General features: G+C 64.7%; 21 protein-coding genes. 10 read left to right on the top strand and 11 right to left on the bottom strand.

All coding sequences use genetic code 11. The features are described 5' to 3' along the window. Positions 1-178 precede the first annotated feature (178 nt). Both ACEN9O_RS05695 and ACEN9O_RS05690 read left to right on the top strand, forming a co-directional pair. Positions 179-2,827 carry a TonB-dependent receptor plug domain-containing protein gene (locus ACEN9O_RS05695; RefSeq protein WP_495616654.1) on the top strand — a complete coding sequence of 883 codons (2,649 nt, stop codon included), beginning with the start codon at positions 179-181 and terminating at the stop codon, positions 2,825-2,827. Positions 2,828-2,901: 74 nt separating this feature from the next. Next, entirely contained in the window at positions 2,902-3,441 is a 540-nt protein-coding gene (locus tag ACEN9O_RS05690; protein ID WP_495616653.1) for a DUF2058 domain-containing protein, read from the top strand. A gap of 12 nt (positions 3,442-3,453) precedes the next feature. Here ACEN9O_RS05690 and ACEN9O_RS05685 read toward each other — a convergent pair whose 3' ends face one another. The 5 genes from ACEN9O_RS05685 to ACEN9O_RS05665 form a co-directional block, all read right to left on the bottom strand. Beyond that, positions 3,454-4,131, bottom strand: a complete 678-nt coding sequence (locus ACEN9O_RS05685) for a type 1 glutamine amidotransferase domain-containing protein (RefSeq protein WP_495616652.1) — start codon at positions 4,129-4,131, stop codon at positions 3,454-3,456. A 26-nt stretch (positions 4,132-4,157) separates the two neighbouring features. Beyond that, entirely contained in the window at positions 4,158-5,315 is a 1,158-nt protein-coding gene (locus ACEN9O_RS05680; RefSeq protein WP_495616651.1) for an iron-containing alcohol dehydrogenase, read from the bottom strand. Positions 5,316-5,407: 92 nt separating this feature from the next. Further along, the gene (locus ACEN9O_RS05675) at positions 5,408-6,043 is read right to left on the bottom strand and encodes a TetR/AcrR family transcriptional regulator (RefSeq protein WP_495616650.1); all 636 of its coding nucleotides are present in this window, start codon (positions 6,041-6,043) and stop codon (positions 5,408-5,410) included. 39 nt (positions 6,044-6,082) lie between these two features. After that, the gene (locus tag ACEN9O_RS05670) at positions 6,083-6,640 is read right to left on the bottom strand and encodes a PEP-CTERM sorting domain-containing protein (RefSeq protein WP_495616649.1); all 558 of its coding nucleotides are present in this window, start codon (positions 6,638-6,640) and stop codon (positions 6,083-6,085) included. Positions 6,641-6,779: 139 nt separating this feature from the next. After that, complete coding sequence (locus tag ACEN9O_RS05665; RefSeq protein ID WP_495616648.1) at positions 6,780-8,384, bottom strand: alpha-amylase family glycosyl hydrolase; 1,605 nt, start codon at positions 8,382-8,384, stop codon at positions 6,780-6,782. 198 nt (positions 8,385-8,582) lie between these two features. Between ACEN9O_RS05665 and ACEN9O_RS05660 the strand changes: the two genes are divergently transcribed. Further along, entirely contained in the window at positions 8,583-10,187 is a 1,605-nt protein-coding gene (locus ACEN9O_RS05660; RefSeq protein WP_495616647.1) for a sensor domain-containing diguanylate cyclase, read from the top strand. 1 nt (position 10,188) lies between these two features. Here ACEN9O_RS05660 and ACEN9O_RS05655 read toward each other — a convergent pair whose 3' ends face one another. Next, entirely contained in the window at positions 10,189-10,959 is a 771-nt protein-coding gene (locus ACEN9O_RS05655; protein WP_495616646.1) for a glutathione S-transferase family protein, read from the bottom strand. A 21-nt stretch (positions 10,960-10,980) separates the two neighbouring features. On the opposite strand from ACEN9O_RS05655, the gene ACEN9O_RS05650 reads away from it, so the two are divergent. After that, positions 10,981-11,949, top strand: a complete 969-nt coding sequence (locus ACEN9O_RS05650; protein WP_495616645.1) for a GlxA family transcriptional regulator — start codon at positions 10,981-10,983, stop codon at positions 11,947-11,949. A gap of 58 nt (positions 11,950-12,007) precedes the next feature. Further along, complete coding sequence (locus ACEN9O_RS05645; RefSeq protein ID WP_495616644.1) at positions 12,008-13,006, top strand: MYG1 family protein; 999 nt, start codon at positions 12,008-12,010, stop codon at positions 13,004-13,006. On the opposite strand, the gene ACEN9O_RS05640 is transcribed toward ACEN9O_RS05645, so the two are convergent. Beyond that, positions 12,981-13,613, bottom strand: a complete 633-nt coding sequence (locus tag ACEN9O_RS05640) for a LysE family translocator (RefSeq protein WP_495616643.1) — start codon at positions 13,611-13,613, stop codon at positions 12,981-12,983. The two genes, ACEN9O_RS05645 and ACEN9O_RS05640, sit on opposite strands and share 26 nt — an antisense overlap. A gap of 111 nt (positions 13,614-13,724) precedes the next feature. Between ACEN9O_RS05640 and ACEN9O_RS05635 the strand changes: the two genes are divergently transcribed. The 3 genes from ACEN9O_RS05635 (at position 13,725) to ACEN9O_RS05625 (ending at position 16,540) form a co-directional block, all read left to right on the top strand. Beyond that, complete coding sequence (locus tag ACEN9O_RS05635) at positions 13,725-14,621, top strand: LysR family transcriptional regulator (protein ID WP_495616642.1); 897 nt, start codon at positions 13,725-13,727, stop codon at positions 14,619-14,621. Between the two features lie 158 nt (positions 14,622-14,779). Continuing rightward, positions 14,780-15,526, top strand: a complete 747-nt coding sequence (locus ACEN9O_RS05630) for a carbonic anhydrase (RefSeq protein ID WP_495616641.1) — start codon at positions 14,780-14,782, stop codon at positions 15,524-15,526. Positions 15,527-15,586: 60 nt separating this feature from the next. Continuing rightward, entirely contained in the window at positions 15,587-16,540 is a 954-nt protein-coding gene (locus tag ACEN9O_RS05625) for a helix-turn-helix transcriptional regulator (RefSeq protein ID WP_495616640.1), read from the top strand. A 187-nt stretch (positions 16,541-16,727) separates the two neighbouring features. Here ACEN9O_RS05625 and ACEN9O_RS05620 read toward each other — a convergent pair whose 3' ends face one another. Further along, positions 16,728-17,018, bottom strand: coding sequence for a hypothetical protein (locus tag ACEN9O_RS05620; protein WP_495616639.1), 291 nt, complete (start codon positions 17,016-17,018; stop codon positions 16,728-16,730). Here ACEN9O_RS05620 and ACEN9O_RS05615 point away from each other — a divergent pair. Together ACEN9O_RS05615 and ACEN9O_RS05610 are read left to right on the top strand one after the other, a co-directional pair. Further along, positions 16,996-17,235: a M20/M25/M40 family metallo-hydrolase gene (locus tag ACEN9O_RS05615; RefSeq protein WP_495616638.1), complete on the top strand. Its 240-nt coding sequence runs from the start codon at positions 16,996-16,998 to the stop codon at positions 17,233-17,235. The two genes, ACEN9O_RS05620 and ACEN9O_RS05615, sit on opposite strands and share 23 nt — an antisense overlap. Before the next feature lie 43 nt (positions 17,236-17,278). Beyond that, positions 17,279-18,136 (top strand): alpha/beta hydrolase family protein, encoded by an 858-nt coding sequence (locus tag ACEN9O_RS05610; protein ID WP_495616637.1) that lies wholly within the window; start codon positions 17,279-17,281, stop codon positions 18,134-18,136. A gap of 25 nt (positions 18,137-18,161) precedes the next feature. Here ACEN9O_RS05610 and ACEN9O_RS05605 read toward each other — a convergent pair whose 3' ends face one another. From ACEN9O_RS05605 to ACEN9O_RS05595, 3 genes are all read right to left on the bottom strand, one after another. After that, positions 18,162-19,334, bottom strand: a complete 1,173-nt coding sequence (locus ACEN9O_RS05605) for an endo-1,4-beta-xylanase (protein WP_495616636.1) — start codon at positions 19,332-19,334, stop codon at positions 18,162-18,164. Positions 19,335-19,383: 49 nt separating this feature from the next. Beyond that, the gene (locus ACEN9O_RS05600) at positions 19,384-20,187 is read right to left on the bottom strand and encodes a hypothetical protein (protein WP_495616635.1); all 804 of its coding nucleotides are present in this window, start codon (positions 20,185-20,187) and stop codon (positions 19,384-19,386) included. Between the two features lie 100 nt (positions 20,188-20,287). Next, positions 20,288-21,628 (bottom strand): S8 family serine peptidase, encoded by a 1,341-nt coding sequence (locus ACEN9O_RS05595; RefSeq protein WP_495616634.1) that lies wholly within the window; start codon positions 21,626-21,628, stop codon positions 20,288-20,290. Between the last annotated feature and the right edge of the window lie 74 nt (positions 21,629-21,702).

Raw genomic sequence — 21,702 nt, 5'->3', positions numbered from 1 at the left:
ATACCTGGTGGTAGTTGTTAATTTGCCGCATGAATCTGGTTTCACGGCCAAGTTAGGGGGAAACAATAGACGTTCCGTAATGATGTCTATACATTCACCCGTAGCAACAATCATCACGTGGCACCCATGTTGCAAAAACAATCGAGACCCGATATTACGAAAATAAAGAGATCGCACAATGAAAAAGAATTTCCCATTCGCAGCGTTGTTGTTGTCCGCCAGCCCTTATGTCCTGGCCCAGGCCCAGGCAGAAGCGGCCGCCGTCGCCCAAACCGCCGCCGTGCAGCCAGCCGCCGCGGCCGACGCCGTCCCGGATGACATCCAGAAAGTGGTGATTGTTTCCACCGGCAGCCGCGGCGCCCAGCGCACGCTGGTCGATACGCCGGTACCGATCGACATCATCGGCGCCCGCGACCTCGGCAAGACCGGCCAGGCCACGCTCGACAAGTCGCTGCAATTCCGCGTGCCTTCCTTTAACACCGTGCAGACGCCGGTCAACGACGCCACCTCGCTGCTCGATCCTTACGAGATCCGCAACATGGGCCCGAGCCGGGTGCTGATCCTGGTGAACGGCAAGCGCAAGAATTCCAGCGCGCTGATCTACACCCAGACTTCCCCTGGCCGCGGCGAAAGCGGCGCCGACATTTCGGCGATTCCGGTCGACGCCATCAAGCGCATCGAAGTGTTGCGAGACGGCGCCTCGGCCCAGTACGGTTCCGACGCGATCGCCGGCGTGGTCAACATCATCCTGAAGGACAATGCCGAAGGCGGCTCGGTCACCGCGCGCGGCGGCATCACCCACGAGAACGACGGCAAGATGGGCGGCCTGTCGCTCAACCAAGGCGTGGCGCTGGGCGACCGCGGCTTCTTCAACTACACGGTCGACGTGTCCAAGGTCAACCTGTCCAACCGTCCCGGCGTGGTCGATCCGTATGGCGAGGCGCAGGACTTCAGCGATCCGACCCACGGCGTTCCGGCCTCGGCCGTGCTGGCGCAGGCACAGGCCTTCCTCAAGACCCATCCGGATGGCGGCAACATCAACGGCTCGCCGGCGACCCGCTCCGCCAAGGCCGAGTTCAACACCCGCTACGACCTCAGCGACACGACCAGCCTCTACGCCAACGCCGCGTACGTGAACAAGAAGGTCAACTCCTTCGCCAACTACCGCACGCCGTACTGGCGCCCGACCGACTACGGCCTGCTGCACGCGGCCGGCACCCCCTATGTCGGCTATGTCCCGACCTTTGTCGGCACGCTGGACGACTACAACGCCACCGGCGGCACCAAATTCCTGCTGGGCGACTGGAACGCCGACGTCAGCCTGACCTACGGCGGCAACAAGCAGGGCTACGCGGTCGGCAACTCGGTCAACCGCGGCATGCAGGAAGACTACCTGAACCACATCATCACCACGCCGTCGCCGACCAGTTTTGACGCGGGCGGCGTCAAGTTCAGCCACTGGGTGCTGAACGGCGACATCTCCAAGCAGCTGAGCAAGGACGTCAACTTCTACGCCGGCACCGAGCTGCGCCACGAGAATTACGAGACCATCGCCGGCGACGCCGCGTCCTACTACGGCAGCGGCGCCGATTCGTACGCCGGCAATGCGCCGGCCAATTCCTTCGGCTCGTCGCGCTCGAACTACGGCGCCTACGCCGGCGCCACCTGGGACATCAGCCCGGCCTTCCTGGTGGACGCCACCGGCCGCTACGAGAAATACACCGACTTCGGCAGCGCCTTCGTCTGGAAGACCTCGACCCGCTACAAGGTCAACGAGCAGGTCACGCTGCGCGCGTCGGCCTCGACCGGTTTCCGCGCGCCGTCGCTGGCGCAGATCTACACCCAGAAGGCGCAGTACTCCTTCGTGCCGGGCAAGGGCATCCTGGTGTCGGGCCTGGTCAACAACGTCTCGACCGCGGCCGCTGCCTTGCAGGTGCCCAAGCTGAAGGCCGAGAAGTCCAACAACATCACGCTGGGCCTGGGCTTCAAACCGGACAGCAACACCAGCATCACGATCGACTACTACAACATCAAGGTCAAGGACCGCATCGTCCTGAGCACCGAGATCAAGCCGATCTGCAATCGTGACGACTTTGCGTCGGATGACGCCTACAACGCCTGCGTCGCTGCCAGCCCGCTGGACCAGCAGCTGGGCAAAGCCAACATCGTCTCGGCCAGCTTCTTCGTCAACGCGCTGACCAGCCGCACCGAGGGCATCGACTACGTCGCCTCGCGCAAGAACATTCCTTTCGCGGACGGCAAGATGACGCTCAACCTGTCGGGTAACGTGTCGCTGAAGAACGAGCGCGATGGCGCGGTCAACAATCCCGGCCTGATCGCCTCGGCCGGCCAGTCGGTGCTGAACGCCACCACGGAAGCGCTGATGTTCACTTCGCGTCCGAAGTTCAAGACCATCCTCGGTGCCGATTGGGACTACAAGGCCCTGAACCTGTCGCTGAACAACACCGTGTTCGGTCCTACCCACTTCCGCAACGCCGGCCTGGACGACAATCTGGAAGTGGCGTTCAAGACCAAGGTGGTGACGGACTTCGCGGTCAGCTATGCGTTGACGCCGAGCACCTCGCTGTCGTTCAACATCAACAATGTGCTCAACACCACGCCAAGCTGGCACTTCAACGCCCGCAACGCCAAGGGTCAGGCCATCCTGGACAACAAGACCGTGGACCCGGCCACTGGCATGACGCCGACGCAGACGCAGACCAACCTGGTGACCTTCAACGGCCGCTACTCGATGGTGACCTACGATGGCTCGCAGTTCAGCCAGCTGGGCCGCACCTTCGCCGCCTCGCTGAACTATCGCTTCTAAGCGCTACGCCGCAGCTATAATGAGGTCCGCGGCTCCGCAAGGGGCGGCGGACCTTTTTTTATGGAGTGGTACACATGGTTTCGTTACAAGATCAATTGCTGAAGGCCGGCCTGGTGGCCAAGAACAAGGTCAAGGTCGCCAATCAGGAAAAGAGCAAGCAGAAGAAGGAAGAGCGCCGCTCCGGCACCCAGAGCGTGGACGAAGCCAAGCTGGCCGCGCAGGAGGCGCAGCGCAAGCTGGCCGAGCGCAACCGCGAACTGAACGCGCAACGCGACGCGGCGGCGCAGCAGAAAGCCATCCTGGCGCAGATCGCGCAGATGGTGCAGCAGAACCGCCAGAGCAAGGGCCACAACGGCGACATCGCCTACAACTACACGCACGGCAGCAAGATCGAGCGCATGTTCGTGACGGCGGCGGTGCGCGAGCACCTGGTGGCCGGCCGCCTGGTGATCGTGGTGCTGAACGGCGTGGCCGAACTGGTGCCGCGCGTGATCGCCGACAAGATCGCCGAGCGCGACGCCGCCATGGTGGTGCGCGTCAACAAGAGCACCACCGCGGTGGAGGAAGACGATCCCTACGCCGCCTTCCAGATTCCCGACGATTTGATGTGGTGATCAGGCGGCCGCTCAGGCCAGCAGCTTGAGCAGCGCGGCCGCCACCGCTTCCGACGAGGCCGGATTCTGGCCGGTGACCAGCAGGCCGTCGGTGAGCGCATACGGCTGCCAGTCGCCGGCCTTGGAATAGATGCCGCCGTGTTCCTTCAGCATGTCCTCGACCAGGAAGGGCACGATCTGGGTCAGCCCGACCGCTTCCTCCTCGGTGTTGGTGAAGCCGGTCACCTGCTTGCCGCGCACCAGCGGGCTGCCGTCCGCCGCCTTCACGTGGCGCAGCACGCCGGGCGCGTGGCACACCGCCGCCACCGGCTTGCCGGCCGCCAGCATGGCTTCGATCAGCGCGATCGAGGCGCGGTCTTCGGCCAGGTCCCACAGCGGGCCGTGGCCGCCCGGATAAAACACCGCGTCGAAATCGGCCGCCGAGACCTCGGCCAGCTTGCCGGTGTGGGCCAGCGCGGCCTGTGCCTCGGGGTCGGCCTTGAAGCGGACGGTGGACGGCGTCTGCGATTCCGGCGCGTCGCTTTTCGGGTCCAGCGGCGGCTGGCCGCCCAGCGGCGACACCAGCGTCAGCCTGGCGCCGGCTTCCTTCAGCGCGTAGTACGGGGTGGCGAATTCTTCCAGCCAGAAGCCGGTTTTGTGGCCGGTGTTGCCCAGCTGGTCGTGCGAGGTCAGTACCATCAAGATGTTCATGTCGATTCCTTGGTTAGAGAGGTTAGTTACAGTGCAGCTTCCAGAATGCGGCGGCTGCGCGCCAGATCGATGTCGCGGTGTTCGCCCAGGCTGGTCATGCCGTGCGCGGCCAGCTGCGCCAGCACGGCTTCGACCGCTTCCTGTCCCAGCTGGTAGGCCGACAAGCGGGTCGGGATGCCGAGGCCCTCGAAGAACGCGCGGGTGCGGGCGATGGCGGCGTCGATGCGTTGCTCTTCGCTGCCGTCGCGGATGCCCCAGACGCGCTCACCGTATTGCAACAGCTTGTCGTGCTTGGTGGCGCGCTGCACGTCCAGCAGCGACGGCAGCACCAGTGCCAGCGTGCGCGCGTGGTCGATGTCGTACAGTGCGGTGAGCTCGTGGCCGATCATGTGGGTGGCCCAATCCTGCGGCACGCCGGCGCCGATCAGGCCGTTCAGCGCCAGGGTGGCGGTCCACATCAGGTTGGCGCGGGTGGCGTAATCGTCCGGCGCGGCCAGCGCTTGCGGCGCGATCTCGACCAGCGTTTGCAGCAAGCCCTCGGCAAAGCGGTCCTGCGCCAGCGCCTGCACCGGATAGGTCAGGTATTGCTCGATCGTGTGGACAAAGGCGTCGACCAGGCCGTTGGCGACCTGCCTGGCCGGCAGCGTGAAGGTCTTGGACGGATCGAGCACGGAGAATTGCGGGAACAGCAGCGGGCTGCGGAACGGCAGCTTGGTGTGCGTGGCCTTGTGCGTGACCACGGCGCCGTTGTTCATTTCCGAGCCGGTGGCCGGCAAGGTCAGCACGGCGCCGAAGGGCAGGGCGCGGCGCACTTTGGCGCCGCCGCTCTGGGCGATCTCCCACGGCTCGCCGTCGTACAGCGCGGCGGCGGCGACGAACTTGGTGCCGTCGATGACGGAGCCGCCGCCGACGGCCAGCAGGAAGTCGATCTCGTCGCGGCGCACCTGTTCGACCGCACGCATCAGGGTTTCGTAGCTGGGGTTGGGTTCGATGCCGCCGAACTCGCGGCTGACGCGGGCGCCCAGCGCGCGGCGCACCTCGGCCAGGGTGCCGGTCTTTTCGGCGCTGGCGCCGCCGTACAGGATCAGCACGCGGGCGTTGTCCGGCACCAGCCTGGACAGCTGGGCAATGGTATCGGCGCCGAAGACGATCTTGGTCGGGTTGTGGAATTCAAAGTTCTTCATGCTTGCTCCTGTTATTAGACTGGTCGTCTAGCGATGCGGTAAAAAATGGGGTCAAGTCTGACATTCGGACACGTGCCCGGCCGTAGCGGCTACTACGGCTGGGTGCGTGTCCGAATGTCAGACTTGACCCCCGGGGTGTTGGCCGGCAGGTCCAGCATGGCGAGCGTGGACTGCCAGGCGGCGCGCAGCGCGCTTGGCTCGCGCCGCAGCTTGGTCAGCAGTGCCGCGCCCAGCCACAGTTGGTACAGGGCCAGCGCCGTCAGGCGGGCGTCGGCGATGTTGCGCAGCGAACCGTCGGCCAGCGCCTGCTCGACGCTGGCGGCCAGCCGCGCGACGATGCGGTTGGTGCCGTCCAGCAGGGTGACGCGCATGGCTTCGGACATGTCCGCCACTTCGCCGCTGAGCTTGACCACCAGGCAGCGGCAGTCGCAGCTGTCCGCGCCGAGGTCGTCCCAGCTGGCCCAGTAGTCCATCAGCGAGCGCGCGGCGCTTTGGCCAGGCTGACTCAGCGTGGTTTCCATCTGCGCCAGGTAGCGCTCGATATAGTCGTCCAGCAGCGCCTCGCCGAACAACTCCTTGGACTTGAAGTAGTGGTAGAAGGAGCCCTTGGGGACGCCCGCCGCCGTCAGGATCTCGTTCAAGCCCACGCCGGCAAAGCCTTTGCCGGTGATGATGGTCTTGCCCGTATCCAGGATGTGTTGGCGGACGTTGTTGTGTTCTGTGCTCATGATGGAGGCATCATGGCACAATTAGACCAGTCGTCTAGTTTAATTTTTAAACGCCCGGCGACGTCGGCTGACCGCGCCGACCACGCCCAGGCCGGCAAGCAGCATGGCATAGGCGTCCGCTTCCGGCACGGCGCGCACCACCAGCTGGTCCGCGTAAACGCGGGCGCCTGGCAAGCCGGCCCAGGGGCCGACCGGCTGGCCGCTGCCGTCCCGCCAGTCGCAATGGCTGTAGGTCTTGCTGAAGTACGGCGAGGCGCAGGCGGCGGCCCCGGTCAGCTGGTCGTTGACCACGGAGAAGTTGGCGCCGGTCATGGGATCCACGCCGCCCAGCGGCACATTGGCGCCGGCGAAGATGAAGTCGGTGGCCAGCGGGGCATGGGCCAGTTCGGCGGCGGTCGGCAGGCGCCAGCCGAATTGCGACTGGTAGGACAGGTCCAGGTCGTTCGCAGCGGGCATCGGCGACGCCCATGCCCAGTCCAGGTTGTTGAGGGTGATATAGGCGTTGCTGGCGACCGGCGCGTCGATCAGCGCCGCTTCGGCGGCGCCGACGGTGGCGCACAGTGCGATGGCAATGCACAGAGATTTGACAATTGTCATGGCTTCCTCAATTCAAATGGTGACGAAGGAGAAAAAATAGTACCTGACAACTGCCTAAAGACAATTGAATAATTAAAATAAAGCTAAGTTTTTGCCACAAAAGCAGGAAGCTGCATAAAAGCTGCATAAGGCCGGCGATTCAGCCGGCGTGGATCAGGCAGCCATGCGCGGCCAGCGTGCCGAGCGCCTCGTCCCAGCCGTCCGCGTACAGGGCCGGGGCGGCCGGCGCGGCCAGCGTGACCGGCTGTCCCGACAGGTTGGCCAGCACCGTGATGGCGCCGGCGCCGCTGCCGCGCCGCATGCCGATCACGCCTTGCGGCAGCGATTCGAGGAACGCGGTGGCCCCCTGGCGCAAGGCCGGATGCGCACGCCGCAGCGCCAGCAAGGCGCGGTAGTGGCTGTGCATGCCGGGGCAGAAAGCGCCCCAGTCGAGCCGGTAGCGGTTGAACAGCACCGTCCAGTCGCGCCAGCCGGGTTCGTCGAACTCCTGACCCATCAGGATGTGCGGCACGCCATCCATGGTCAGCATCAACGCCGCCGCCGCGCGGTGGACGCCGGCGCCGAGCACCTTGCTGGCGCGCGGCTGTTCCTTGTCTTCCAGCCAGCGCATGCGCAGCGCGCCGCGCGGGAAGCTGTAGGTCGATTCCTTCCAGTAGCGGGCAAAGGCGTGCGCGTCGGCCTGGCCGCAGGCGACGCGGCGCAGCATCTCGCGCGTGCCGCCTTCGTAGGTGAGGTCGCAGCTGTGCAGGTGATGGAATTCGTCGTAGGACTGCGAGATCAGCGCGATGTCGGGCCGCAGCGCCGCCAGCGCGATGCGGATTTCGGCCAGGAAATCGGTGGGCGTGATGTCGGAGTCATCGAAGCGCAGGCCGTCGAAGCCGTAGCGGCCCACCCAGCGCCGCATCGACGCGATCAGGCTGCTGCGCAGCGCGCGGTTGCCGAAGTCGAAGCCGACGAAGTACTCGCGCTGCGGCACCGCGTAGTAGACCTGGCCGTCGGCGTTGCGGGTGTACCAGTCGGGATGGGCGGTGGTCCACGCATGGTCGGCGCTGCTGCGGTTCAGCGTCCAGTCGAACACCACGCGCATGCCGCGCGCGTGGATGGCGTCCACCAGCGCGTGCAGGGCGGCCTCGTCGCCGAGCGCCGGATCGATCGCCTCGAAGTCGCGCACCGCATAGGGGTCGCCCAGCATGCCGCGCCGTCGCAGGGCGCCGATCGGGTGGATGGGCATCATCCAGATCACGTCGATGCCCAGTTGCTCCAGATAGTCGAGGCGGGCGCGCACGCCATCGAAATCGCCGCCGAACGCGGGCACCGACAGCTGGTAGATCACCGTATCGCGCAGCCACGCCGGGCTGGCCAGCGCCTGATGGCGGCGGTACAGCGGGCCGGCCGCGTCGGCGTCCAGGCCGCGCTGGCGCATCAGTACTTCGCCATGCTGGTCGACCGTCAGGCAGGAATTGTTCTGGCCATCCTCGGAGATCCAGGGATTGGCCGGATCCGGTATCCACTGCGTGCCATCGACCACCAGCTTGTACAGGTGGCGGCCGGCGGCGACCGGCAGCGTGCATTCCCAGCGGCCGGGCGCCACGCGCTCGAACTGGCAGGCATCACCCACCCAGCAGTTGAAAGTGCCGGCCAGTGCAACGCTGCGCAGCCCCGGCGCGCCTTCGTAACGGAAACGGATACCTTGCGCGCAGCGCTGGGGAAGCTGGTCTGGTGAGGCCTCGAATTGAATATCCATAATGTTATTTAACTACATAAATACATCATAGTAAATATTTCATGCTTGATTATGCTTGGTCCTGGGTTTTTTATTGTGTAGTTTTGGTACTTTGCGGTTGTCGGCGCCATCCCGTGTGATTATTTGAGAGTTTTTTTTGCCAGAAAACGCACATACTTGAACTCTTGCCCGGTAGATCAATCCGCGAGGTGACAACACATGTTCAGCAACTCGTCGGGACGCCGCCTTTGGCCGTCCTTCAACGCCCCTCCGCGATTGCCCGTCAAGCACCTGGCCATCTTCTTTGTGATCCTGGTGTGCTGCTCGCTGATTGGCGTCCAGCTATGGCTCACCGCGCACGCCAGGAGCGTGCAGCTGAACGAATCGGAAAACGCCGCCGCCAACCTGGCGGAAGCCGTGGCGCAGCATGCCTACGACACGATCAAGGAAGCCGATACGGTGCTGGTCGGATTGGTGGAGCGGCTGGAAAACGACGGCAAGCTCGAGTCCGAGCTTGGCCGCTTCCATGACTTGCTGGTGCGACGCGTCGAGGAGTTACCGCAACTTCACGGGATATTTGTGTACGGCGAGGATGGCCGCTGGCTGATCAATTCCCAACCCCAGCTGCTGAGAGGACAAAACAACTCGGACCGCGAGTATTTCATCTACCACCGGGAGCATGTGCAGCGGGGCGTGCATATCGGCCCGCCGGTGCGAAGCAAGTCGACCGGGGAGTGGATCGTCACGGTGTCGCGCCGCTTCAACCGGCCGGATGGCGCTTTTGGCGGGGTGGTGCTGGCGACCATCAAGATGGACTATTTCCAGAAGTTCTTCCAGCGCTTCAAGATCGGCGAGAACGGCGCCATTTTTCTGGCGCTGGATGACGGCATCATGCTGGTACGCCGGCCATTCAACGAAAAATCGCTGGGCAGGGATATTTCGAAGCTGCCGCTTTTCCACGATTACCTGCCCAGGGCGCCGGTCGACACCGTCACTTTCACGTCGGCGCAGGACGGCGTGGTGCGGATCAACAGCTACCGGCGCCTGGAACAATATCCGCTGGTGGTCTCCGCCGCGCTGTCCAGGGACGAGGCGCTGGCGCAATGGCGGGCCGATGCGTATCTGTACAGCGGCGGCGTCGTCATCCTGGCGCTGGGGATAGGCTTGCTGGGGCGGCGGCTGGTGCGGCAGATCAATCTGCGGATACAGGCGGAAGCGGAACTGGTGCGTGCGCGTAATTCGCTGGTGACGCTGAATCAGACGCTGGAGCGCCTGGCCATGCAGGATGGCTTGACCGGCCTGTCCAATCGCCGGCATTTTGACGCGTCGTTGAAAAACGAATTCAGCCGGGCCATGCGCAACGCCAGTTCGCTGGCGCTGGTCATGATCGATGTCGATTGCTTCAAGCAGTACAACGATCTGTTCGGCCACGCCGCCGGCGACGAGTGCCTGAAGGCGATCGCCAAGGTGGTGGCCGACAACAAGCACCGGCCGGGCGATGTCGCCGCCCGCTACGGCGGCGAGGAGCTGGCGGTGCTGCTGCCGGGGACGGACGTGGCGGGCGCGCTGGCCGTCGCCGAACATATCCGGGCGGAGATCGAAGCGCTGGACCTGAACCATCCCGGCAGCGTCAGCGGGCACGTGACGGTCAGCGCCGGCGTCGAAGCCTACACGCCGGTGCGCTTCGAGACCGAGCCGGTCGATCTGATCAAAGCCGCCGATCAGGCCCTGTACCGGGCCAAGTCGCAGGGCCGCAACCGGATCGCCTCGAACATCATCGATCGGGACGTGCGGTCGGCGTCCGGCCTGGGCGTGGCCGGGTAGGCTATCCCGTAAAGTGCGCCGAGATGGGCTGCCCGGTGACGTCGAGTACAAATTCGCGCGCGTCCGCAAACGCGGCGCCAAATGCCGGCCGCTTCGAGATGAGCGTGAGGTATCGCTGAAATATCTCGTCGCCACACAAGTCATAGCCGCGCGCCCATAAGACGGCATGGCCGACGATGCAATCGGCCGCGGTAAATTGCTGTCCGCAGACGAAGGGCGCCTGCGCCAACCGCGCGGCAAGCTGGGGTTCGATCTCCTCGCGGAACTTCCTGCGGTACCTCGCCACCGTGCGCGGGTCGCGCTCGGCTTCCGGCAAGACATGCTCGTGGGCGCGAATTTGCCACAGCATCATGTCCATCCAGGTCGACCCGAAGTGCAGCATTTGCAGGTAGTCGGCGCGCGCCGGCGATGCCTGCGGCGCGGGCGCCAGGCCGGCGTCGGGGAACGCGTCCGCAAGAAAAGCGACCATGGCGGCGCTTTCGAGCATGAGCTGCGACGCGCCGTTGTCCCAGGTAATCTCCAGCACCGGCACACCATGGTTGGGGTTCAGACGCAGGAACTCGGCGGAATACTGCACGGCGCCGCAAAGGTCCACCCTCTCGACTTCAAAGGCGTCGCCCACGACTTCATGCAACATCCATTTGGTCCGTGCGCTTCGGCTGGCCGGGTAGTGGTACAGCTTAAAGTGTTTAATTAACAAGATTTCCTCCTTCAGATAGAAGACCACAGTCTGGCGTTTTGCCGCAGGCCGGTGAAGTATCATATTTGACATTTTTTATGTCAAAATGGACAAATGAAGATCATCACGGTTCTGGCGTTGGATGGCATGTTTGACAGCGCTTTGTCGATAACGCTGGATACCCTGCATGCGGCCCAGTCCATCCATGCGGCGCGCGGCGGTACGTCGCAAGTGCAGATCAGGACCATCGCCGCCAAGGCTTTTATCACCAGCGGCGCCGGCATGCGCCTGAAGGCCGACTTGCAGATCAAGGCGGTAAAACGGGAGGTATCCGACTGGATCGTCATTCCAGGCCTGGGCCACCGTTCGGACCGGCAGCTCGGCGAGGCTTTTGCGCGCAGCGATACCAAGCAGGCGATGCGCTGGCTGGCCATGGCGGGAGCGGCGGGCAAGGCCAGGATTGCGGCCTCGTGCAGCGCGGTGTTTCTGCTCGCGCAAGCCGGCCTGCTCGACGGACGCAGGGCGACGACAGCGTGGTGGCTGGCCAAGGAGTTCCGCGCGCGTTATCCGGCGGTGACGCTCGACGAGGCGCGCATCCTGGTGCGCGACGGACCGTGCCTGACCGCGGGCGCGGCCTTGTCGCAGCTGGATTTGATACTGGCCGTTGTCTCGGACGTGTTTGGAGAATCGGTGGCGCATTTGTGTTCGCGCTATCTGCTGATCGATCAGCGCTCGTCGCAGGCGCGCTACATGATGCGCGACCATCTTCAGCAGGAAGATCCGACGGTGATCGCGGCGGAGCGCTGGATCGATGCGCATCTGGCGCAGCCGATGACGGTGACGGCGCTGTCGTCTGCGTTGGCGCTGTCGGCCAAGACGCTGGCGCGGCGCATCGAAGCCGCGACCGGCGCATCGCCGATCAAATTCATCCAGCGGCGGCGCTTGTCCTACGCCGCGCATTTGCTGGAGACGACGACGCTCTCGATCGAGGCGATCGCGGCGCAGGTCGGTTACCAGGACAGCACCGCCCTGCGCAAATTGATCAAACGCGAGTTTGGCGTGACACCGAGCACCCTGCGCTAAGCCGCCCGGACCATGGCAGGCGGTATATCATGGCTGTAGTTTAACGATAGGACATGGCATGATCATAGCGACTCACAGCGGCAAGTTTCACGCGGACGACGCGTGGGCGGTCGCCGTATTGAAGATATTATTCCCTGACGCGGACATTATCCGCACGCGCGACCCGGCGGCCATCGAGGCAGCCAACTTTGCGGTCGACGTCGGCGGCATCTGGGATCCGGCCACCGGCCGCTTCGACCACCATCAAAAGGGCTTCGACGGCGCACGCCAGAGCGGCGTGCCGTACGCCAGCGCGGGCCTGGTCTGGCGTGAGTACGGCGCGCGCTGCGTCGCGGCGCTGGCGCTGGCGCATTGCGGGCACCAGCTGTCGGACGATAAGGCGCGGGAAATGGCCTACGGCATCGATGCGGATGTCGTGCAGTACCTCGACCTGTCGGATGTGGGGGCGGCCAAGAGCGCACCGGGTGGGTATGGACTCTCGGCGGTGATCTCGGGCTACAACACCAACTGGCTCGACGAGCAAAGGCTGGGCTACGGCGAGGCGGCGGATGCCTACCGTCTGGCCCAGTTCCGCCGCGCGATGGCGGTGCTGACCGACGTCATGCTCAATGGCGTGAAATACCGGGTGGGCGCGTTGCTCGCGCTGGAGCAGGTCCGGCAGGGGGAGCTGCTGGAGGGCGGGAAAGTGCTGTTCCTGAAAAACGGGGCACTGCCGTGGGGCCAGGTGGTGCGCAAGGAGATGCCGAAGGTGCTGTTCGTCATCAGCCATAACCTCGCCGAGCAACGCCACATGCTGCACACCGTCTCGGTCAGCGCCGAAAGTTTCGAGGCCAGGGCTGACTTGCCCGAAGCATGGGCGGGGTTGCGCGATGCCGAGTTGGCGGCGGTAACCGGCGTGCCGGATGCGGGTTTCTGCCACAACGGCAGGTTCATCGCCTCAGCCAAGTCGTACGAGGGGATACGCGCGATGGCGACCCTGGCACTGCAAGCCGTCGTCGAGCAGGAGCGGCGTGCGGCGTCCGCTGTCGGGCTCAAAGCTTCAGCGTCAGCATCGTGACGCCGAATGCGAAAAACATGATGGCGCTCAGGCGTGACAGCAGGCGCGCGCTGCCGGGCCGGCTCAGCCAGGCGCTGGCCCGCGCGGCCAGCCCGGCGTACAGGCCGTGGATCAGGATGAGCACGAGGCAGTAGGTCGCGACCGCGAGCACCAGCCAGATCGGCTGCCCGGCCGCGCCGTGGGCCACCTGCGGCAGCACGGACAGAAAGAAGAACAGCGATTTGGGATTGCTGGTTTGTAGCAGCGCGCCTTCCAGCAGGCGCTTGCGCGCCGCCACGGCGGGGACGTCGCCTGCGCCCGTGTGGCGGCTGCGTTCAGGAGCCTGCGGCTTGCGTTGCCACGTCTTGAACGACAGGTAAAACAGATAGGCGACGCCAGCGTATTTCAGCAGCTGGAACAGCGCCGGCGAGGAGCGGATGAGCAGCCCGATGCCGGCCGAGGACAAGCCCGCCATCACCGCCGCGCCAAGCGCCAGCCCCAGCACGCCGTGCATCGCCGCCCGCCAGCCGCCGGCAATCGCGTTATCGAGCGTCATCAGTACGCCGGGGCCGGGGCTGGAGACGGTGAAGATGACCATGACCACAAACATAAAATACGCTTCGCCCATCGCGAATCCTTTATCGTGTGCTATTGCCGCCATCATGCGATGGCCGTTGCCGATGATCAAACGAGATTTTGGTATGATGCGTTGAGTATTCCTCAACACCACGGCGATGCCATGTCACTCCACCTTCCGCTCAATGCCCTGCATGTCTTTTGCGTCGTCGTGCAGGAGGGCGGCTTCCGTCAGGCCGCGCTGGCGCTGCATCTCACCCCGGGCGCGGTCAGCCGCCAGATCCAGGCGCTGGAAGCGCACCTGAGGCAGGTGCTGTTCGACCGCAATGCCGGCAGCCCGGCGACGCTGACGCCGGCCGGCCGCAAGCTGCACGACAGCGTGGGCGGAAAAATGGCGGCGATCAGGGAGGTGCTCGATGCCGGCGGCCGGGCGCGGCGGCAAAGCGCCATCCTGGTCGACACCAGCGTGACGCTGGCGATGCACTGGCTGATCCCGCAGCTGCCGGCATTTCGTGAGCGTTATCCTCAGCTGCAGGTGCAAATCCGGACCGTGGAGGGCGACATCAATCCCGCCTCGCCGGCCGACGTCTTCCTGCGGCGCGACGTGGCGGAATTGCGCGGCTTGCCGTTTCAGGTTTTCATGCAGGAGCGTTCCGTGCTGGTTGCAAGTCCCGCCTTCATGTCGGGCCTGGGCCAGCGCGCGTCGAAGGACCTGCGCTGGCTGCGCAAAGCACCACGCATCGGCACGCGTTCCCGGCCCGACCTGTGGCCATGCTGGAGCAGCGCGCACGGCCTGGATGCCGCCTTGCTGCAGCCGACGCTGGAGTTGGACAACACGGTGCTGGCGATACAGGCGGCGGTCCAGGGCTTGGGCGTGCTGGTGGTGCCCGAGGCGTTTATCGCCTCCATGCTGGCGATGAACGCGCTGCAGCGGCATTCCCGCGCTGTCGATACCGGTTCCTATTCGTTTGCAATCGGACGCAAGCAGGCCTCCTCGCGGGTGACCAGCTTCACGGACTGGTTGAAGGAGCGGGGCAGCCTGGAACTATCCGCAACATAGCGCACACATTAGTGCACACATAACAGGAATTCCCTGGCCTGGAAATTTCGATCGGCATAATATGCTATACAGAAACTGGACGGATAAAAAAAGTCCGCGGCCAGCGCGAGCGGGCCGCATCGCATGTTTTACAACGACCCCACGGAAATGGAGTAGTCATGAAAAGAACGAACATTCTGCTGATGAGCGCTATGCTCGCACTGTCGACCGGTTCCGCGTATGCCGAAGAGCACCCGCACTGGAGCTATCAAGGTAAAACCGCGCCGGCCCATTGGGCCGATCTGGAAGCGGGCAACACCGCCTGCAAATTGAGCAAGGAACAATCGCCGATCAATATCGAAGAGCGCAACGCCAAGAAAGCCGCGCTGGCGCCGCTCGACTTCAAATACGCGGCCGGCACCGCCGAGGTGGTCAACAACGGCCATACGGTGCAAGTGAATCTGCCGCCCGGCAGTTCGCTGAAGGTGGGCGACGATACCGTCAACCTGCTGCAGTTCCACTTCCACACGCCGAGCGAAGAAAAAATCAACGGCGTCAATTATCCGATGGTGGCCCACTTCGTCCACAAGGGCGCCGATGGCAAGCTGTCGGTAGTGGCCGTGCTGTTCAAGGAAGGCAGCGAGAACAAGACGCTGGCGCCGGTGTTCGACGCCTTGCCGGCGGAAGGCAAGCCGATGCAACTGGCCAGCTTCAACCCGGCCGACGTGCTGCCGGCCAACCATGCTTACTTCAAATTCATGGGCTCGCTGACGACGCCGCCATGCAGCGACGGCGTGCGCTGGCAGGTACTGCGTACGCCGGTCGAGCTGTCGAAGAAGCAGCTGGCCGAATTCCACAAGCTTTACAAGATGAATGCGCGTCCGGTGCAGCCCTTGAACGGCCGGGTGGTCGAGGTCAGCGAATAGCGCTTCTGCGTGCAAACTGCGCTATTCTGTCGGCATTGATCCCGATAATGCGTGGCTCCAATGCTGACTGAATCCTGCGTTTCAACCCACGATTTGCGCGGCGAGCAGCGTGTCGCCCTGGTCCGCGACACGGCCGCGTATTACTTCAACCTGGATGTCAACCTGGGCGGCGCAGCGCCAGCGGCGGTGTCGGCCGACATCCGCATCGCCCGCGGGCCGCTGGCCGGCGTGATGGATGTGGACACGTCGTGGAGCATCGTCGAGCGCAACCGGGCGCGGGCGCGGGCCGCGCCATCCAACAACCTGCTGGTGTACTTGATCAAGCAGGGCGGCAGCCGCTTCGAGAATGCCAAGGGCGAGCAATTCGTCACGGCGCCGGGGTCGGTGGTGGTCGGCAGCCAGGACTCGGTTTACAAAGGCGTTGCCGCCGAAGGCCAGCACTGGGGCTTCCATGCGTTGAGTATACCTGAACACCTGCTGGCGTTTTCCTCGCCGGCTATCCGCAACGGCGGCTTCCAGCTGGTGCGGCCTCAAGCCCCCTTGAGCGGCCTGCTGACATCCTATCTGACCGGCATGAGCCAGGAACTGCCGCGGCTGGACGCGCCGGCAGTGGCGGCCGCGCTGCGCGCGCTGGACCAACTGCTGGCCGGAGCGCTGACCTGCACAGCGGCGGCGCCGGAGGAGCTGGCCCGCGCGGTGGAGCAGGAGCGGTTGAAGCTCGCCCTGAAATATATCGACTGCCACCTGGAGTCGTATCGCCTCACGCCCGCCGCCATCGCGCTGGAGCTGGGCATCTCGCTGCGGCAATTGCACCGCGCCTTCGAAGGCGCGGGATACAGCGTTTCCGACGCAATCCGGCAGCGGCGCATCGAACGCGCCCGTGTCCTGGTCATGACGCGCCCTGAGATGTCGATTACCGACATCGCCTTGTGCTGCGGCTTCGATTCGCTGGCCACCTTCTACCGCCAGTTCAAGTCCCGCTTCGGCGTGACGGCGTCGGAACTGCGCACCTAGCCTTGTCGCGCACTGCAAGCCACGGTGGCGCGCAATGCGGCGCCGGCGGCAAGAATTCATGGCATTGTGGCAATGTCTTTCCATCCTTCAACGCGACGATTGAGGAGCATCCTCTATTGATGCTGTGGCTGCCGTGGATGCTGCTCTTTGGGACCTTGGGACCGCTGCTGGCCTTGTTCGCCCTGCGCTACCCGATCTGTACGAGTCGGCCTGGACGGGGCGCCTGTATTCGATCACCAGCATCCTGTTGCTGATCACCTTCGGCGTGGTCGAATGGCTGGTCGGGCATGTGGTCCATGTCGAAGGCCGCGAGAAAAACGTCTTGCTCGACGGCGAGGCCGATCCCAACTACAACGCGAGCATGCGCACCACCTGCGTCGCCACCCAGGTCGACGCCGGCCACGCCGCCAACGCCTTGCCGCAGCGCCCCCACGCCGCCGATCAATCCGCCGCTGATGCAGGCCATCGCGGCCGACATGTGGCCCGGCACGCCGATATTGCCGACGCTGTTCGTGGCGGGCAGCGACGGACGATTCCTCAACAGCGCCGGCATCTGGACCTATGGTGTCACCGGCATATTCGTCGGCGCCGACAAGGGCAATATGCATGGACTGAACGAAAACGTGTCGGTAAAATCGGTCCATGAAGGTCAGCAGTTCCTTTACCGTCTGGCCCGCAAGCTGGCCTCCGAATAGGATGCCGGCTCCCGCACTCTCTTTGACCCTCCAGGATTTCCTTATGCGCCTCCGCTCTCCCTTCTCGCTGCTTAAACGCGGCCTGCTGTTGCTTTGCCTGTGCAGCGCCGCAGCCCTTTCGCAATCGGCCGAACTGCGGGTGCAGGTTGCGCCCGAGGTCAGCGGCGCCTGGGTCACCCCTGACGGCGCGTGGGACGGCCGTGCGGTGCTGATGCTGCACGGCTTTGCCGATGATATGGACGGCGCCGGCGATCTCAGCAAGCGCATGGCCGAACAGCTCGCGAAAATCGGCATCGCCTCGCTGCGCATCAACTTCCGCGGCGAAGGCGACCGCATGCGCAGCAACATCGAATCGACGCTGCAGACGCGCGTGGCCGACACCGAAGCGGCGCACGCCTTTTTGCAAAAGCAGCAGGGGATCAGCGCCGGCCGCACCGCCGTGCTGGGCTGGAGCCTGGGCGCGAGCACTGCGCTGGTGGTGGGAGGCCAGCATCCCGACTGGTTCCGCAGCATGGTGCTGTGGTCGGCGCCGAGCGGCGAACAATTCTCGCAGATGACCGCCAATCCCGTGGCCCAGAAGGCGCTGCGCGAAGGCGTCGCCACCGATGTCGTTCCCGGCTGGAAGAGCATCACCACCAAGCGTGAGTACTACGAAAGCTTCCGCGGCGTGGATCTGGACCAGTCCCTGGCCAGGTATCCCGGCGCCTTTCTGACCGTACGCGGCAGCCGGGATTTCCTGCCTCAGCGCGATGCCCAGCTGCTGAAGATCGCACCAGGCAAGCGCAAGGAGGCCGCGCTGATCGGCGACGCCGATCATGTGTTCAACGTCTTCGAGCCCGGCAGCGAAGCGCCGCAGCGCGTGCTGGACCTGACTGCGGCCTGGCTGGGCCGCTCGCTGTAACAAGCCCGGCTGTGCGGGCAGGGGCCTAGCGTAGCCGGTGTTCGACGCCAGGCCGGGCTTCGCCTGCCGCTTTCAACGCGCCCCAATAGCTTGGCTTGGGATGTTGCTCTTGGTCGAAGAGCAAAGGCTGGTCGCTGCGCCACCAGTCCCAGCCGCTGTTGCGGGCGGTATGGAAATCGGAGATGCCCCACCATGTCACCGAGGTCAACTCGGGATGTGCAAGAAAGACCTTCATCAGCGATTCATATCGCTGGCCCTGCAGGGCCAGCAGCTGGGCCGAGGTGTCCTGCAGCAGATAGGCGTGACGGCGATACAGGCTCATGTCCATTTCGGTAATCTGGTTTTCCAGGCCTAGACGCGCAAACACCGACAGCGTCTCGTCAACCTCCGCCGCCGAGGGTTCGAAGATGGAAATGTGCATCTGATGTCCCACGCCGTGCACCGGAACGCCGCGTTCGAGCATGCCCTGAACAAGGTGCTGCAGACACTGCCGCTTGACGGGGTGGGTGGTGGAATAGTCGTTAATGATCAGGCGCGCGTCGGGATCGGCCGCGTGGGCGTAGCGGAAAGCCCAATCGATATAATCGGGACCAACCACCTGCAGCCATTGATCGTGGCGCAGGCAGTCGGGCTGGTCCGGGTCGATCACTTCATTGACCACGTCCCAGATATGAACGCTGGTTTTGTAGCGGCCCACGACGGCCTCGATATGCCGCTGCAGGCGCGACAGGACCAGGTCGCGGGAGGCCCGCTTGCCGTCCTGACCGGTCCAGAACCAGTCGGGCGTACGCTTGTACCACAAGAGCGTATGTCCCCTGACCGCCATGCCGTGCTGCTGCGCGAAATTCACGATCGCATCGGCCGGCGCAAAATTGAAGTCATTTTCATGCGGCTGGATGCGCGAAGGCTTCATGGCGTTCTCCGCCACGACGCTGTTAAATTGCGCGGCCAATAGACGTCCCTCGGACGTGTCCAGCTGGGATGGCTCGACGGCGGCGCCGATCCGGAATTTGCCCTGGTAGGCTTGCGCAAGGGATGGCGTTTCGGCCGATGGCGCCTGGTTCGGCGCGGCGCAGCCTGGCACGGTTGTCGCCAGCACGGCAAGCAGCGCGGTATAGAAGAGTGTCGTCGTGGACAGGCGCATGGAGCAGGGCGGCGAAATATAAGGATGGCAATTATATCCAATGGCTGCCGCCATGAGCCACGCCAGCACGCACGACCGTGCTGGCGCGTCTCCTGGGCCAACCTTATTCGCCTTTGCTGGCGCTGGTGCCGTTGGAGGTGCTACCGGCGCCGCTACCGCTACCGCTGCCACTACCCTGCGCAGAGCCGTTTGCTGCCAGTTGTGGCTGGGCGTTGACCGAACGGGCCGCACCGGCGATCTGCTTGCCATTGCCGATGACGTTCGCCTGGCCGGCAGTGTTCTTGGCATTGGCGCCGCTTGCCTGAGCAAAGGTTCGGGTGGTTTCAGCCTGAGCCTGTGCGCCGTGATGAACTGGCTGCGCGATATTACGGGCACCATCGGTGACGCTGCCGACCGCATGCCGTCCACCATGCATGCCCAAGCCGGCGCTGGCGTTGCCGTCGCCCGACGCGTCGGCATTGCCGCTTGCACGAGCCGCCGTGTTGGCGCTGTTGCCGATGCCTTTACCTGGGGTGGCTGCCGCTGTTGCCGGTGCCGCTGCGCCGGATGCGGCTGGCGTTGCCGATGGTGCAGCGCCATTCGACGGAGACAGTGCTGGCGCAGCCGGTGCGATGTTCGATACGTTGCCCAGCAAACTGGCCGATCCGCTGCTCTTGGCTTCACCGTCGGCGTCGGCCGATTTGCGCAGGTCGCCGCCGCGGGTGATCCCGGTGAGCGAATTGGCGTCGCCGCGGCCGGGCATCTGGACGATATTAGCCGGGCCAGTCAAGCCAAAGGCGCCGCCGCCACTGCCGCCGATCATGCCGCCGATGGCGCCTCGGCCACCGAGCAATTGGGCGTGGGCCGAGAAGGCCAGACCGAGGGTGGCGACAATGGTAAGTTGCTTCACGATGTAGACGGATTTCATGATCATTCTCCTTGTTGACACTACGGACCATCCGCAGTTGTTACAAGGAAAACGTCCCGGCAGCGGCGTTTAATCCCTGATCGAAAAATTTTTTTTCAGATCAGCGGAAATTGCCCGGTTCATTGCGAAAGGTGCGCCCGACGATGCCGTAGCCGAGCTCATTGCTGATGCCGTGCGCCGGTACGCCGGATGCCTGACGCGCCAGCGTGTCGATCGCCTGCCTGGCGGCCTGCGGCTCCGGCTTGTCCAGTTCGCCGGCCAGCATCGCGGCGACAATGGGCGCGGCAAACGAGGTGCCGCGGACCAGGCGGTAAGGCGGGGTGCCCAGGGCCGCGCTGACCATCTGGTTGCCGGGCGCGGCAAACATCACCTGCGGTCCGCGCGCCGCTTCCGGCAGCGCCCGGCCGTCACGATCGACGCCGCTGACCCCGACCACGCCGGGATAGCTGGCCGGATACAGCGGCGCGGCGGCCGGACCGTCGTTGCCCACCGCTGCGACCAGCAAGTGGCCCCGTCGCACCATCGCGCCGACGGCGTGCTCGAGTGTCAGGTTCGGTGGGCCGACCAGGCTGATGTTAATCACCGCCACTTGCTGTTTGGCCAGCCAGCCAAGTGCGGAGGCGATACGCTCGGCTGCCCCGCCGGTCGGCGCGTTGCAATACACATCGGCCGCGTACAGTTCGGCGTCCGGCGCCACGCCGTGAAAATGCGGGGAGCGACCGACCATCAGCGCGGCCACGGCGGTGCCGTGCGCGTCCGGGATCAGCTTTCCTTCACAGCCCCAGCGCCTGAGCGCCGCCTCGCGAAATACCGGGTGGTCGTCGGCCACGCCGCCATCGATGAGGCCTATCCGCACGCCGCTGCGCGCGGGCTTGGCGGGGCTCGCCGACGAGCTGTCCGGCGCCGGCAGGCCCATGGGGCGGGCCGCACTGGCGGTATAGACGTGGTTGAAGTCATATTGACCGCCTGGATCGAGCGCGCGCAATTTTTCCAGCATGACGGCGGTACTTATTCCGGCCGGCACCCCCAGCACGACGATGGTCGCGTCAAGCCCCTCGAGCGTGGTCACTTTGATGACTGTCAGTCCTGCCGCCTCGGCCGCCTGCAAGCTGGCGGCGCTGGGCGACCAGGCCAGAATCTGGCCACGGACCATCGGTTCGCCGTGCGGGTCCGGTTCGAGTGCATCGCGGTGCCGGTGCAGCAGCTCGCCCACCTGCAGCAGGCGCAGTTCGCCCAGCGCACGTGTATCAACACTGGCCAGCAGGCGCGTGCCACGGTCGCGCAGGGTTTCGGTATCGACCGGGCCCAATGGCTGCGGCAAGGGCAGGTTCAGCGACGGCAGGCGCAACTGGGCCTGCGCCGGCGCGACGCCGAGGAGGGCGCTCAGCAGCAGGATCGGGCGCAGCAGGCGCGCAAGGCGGATGTATGGTTGAGGCTTCATGCTGGCTTGATCATATAATGGTTTGAAAATATTAATAGGGAAAACGTTCGGGGCAGGGATTAAAGTCCCGCCGC

It is taken from the genome of Duganella sp. Dugasp78 (genome assembly GCF_059491455.1).
This window is presented reverse-complemented; position numbering and strand designations above follow the sequence as displayed.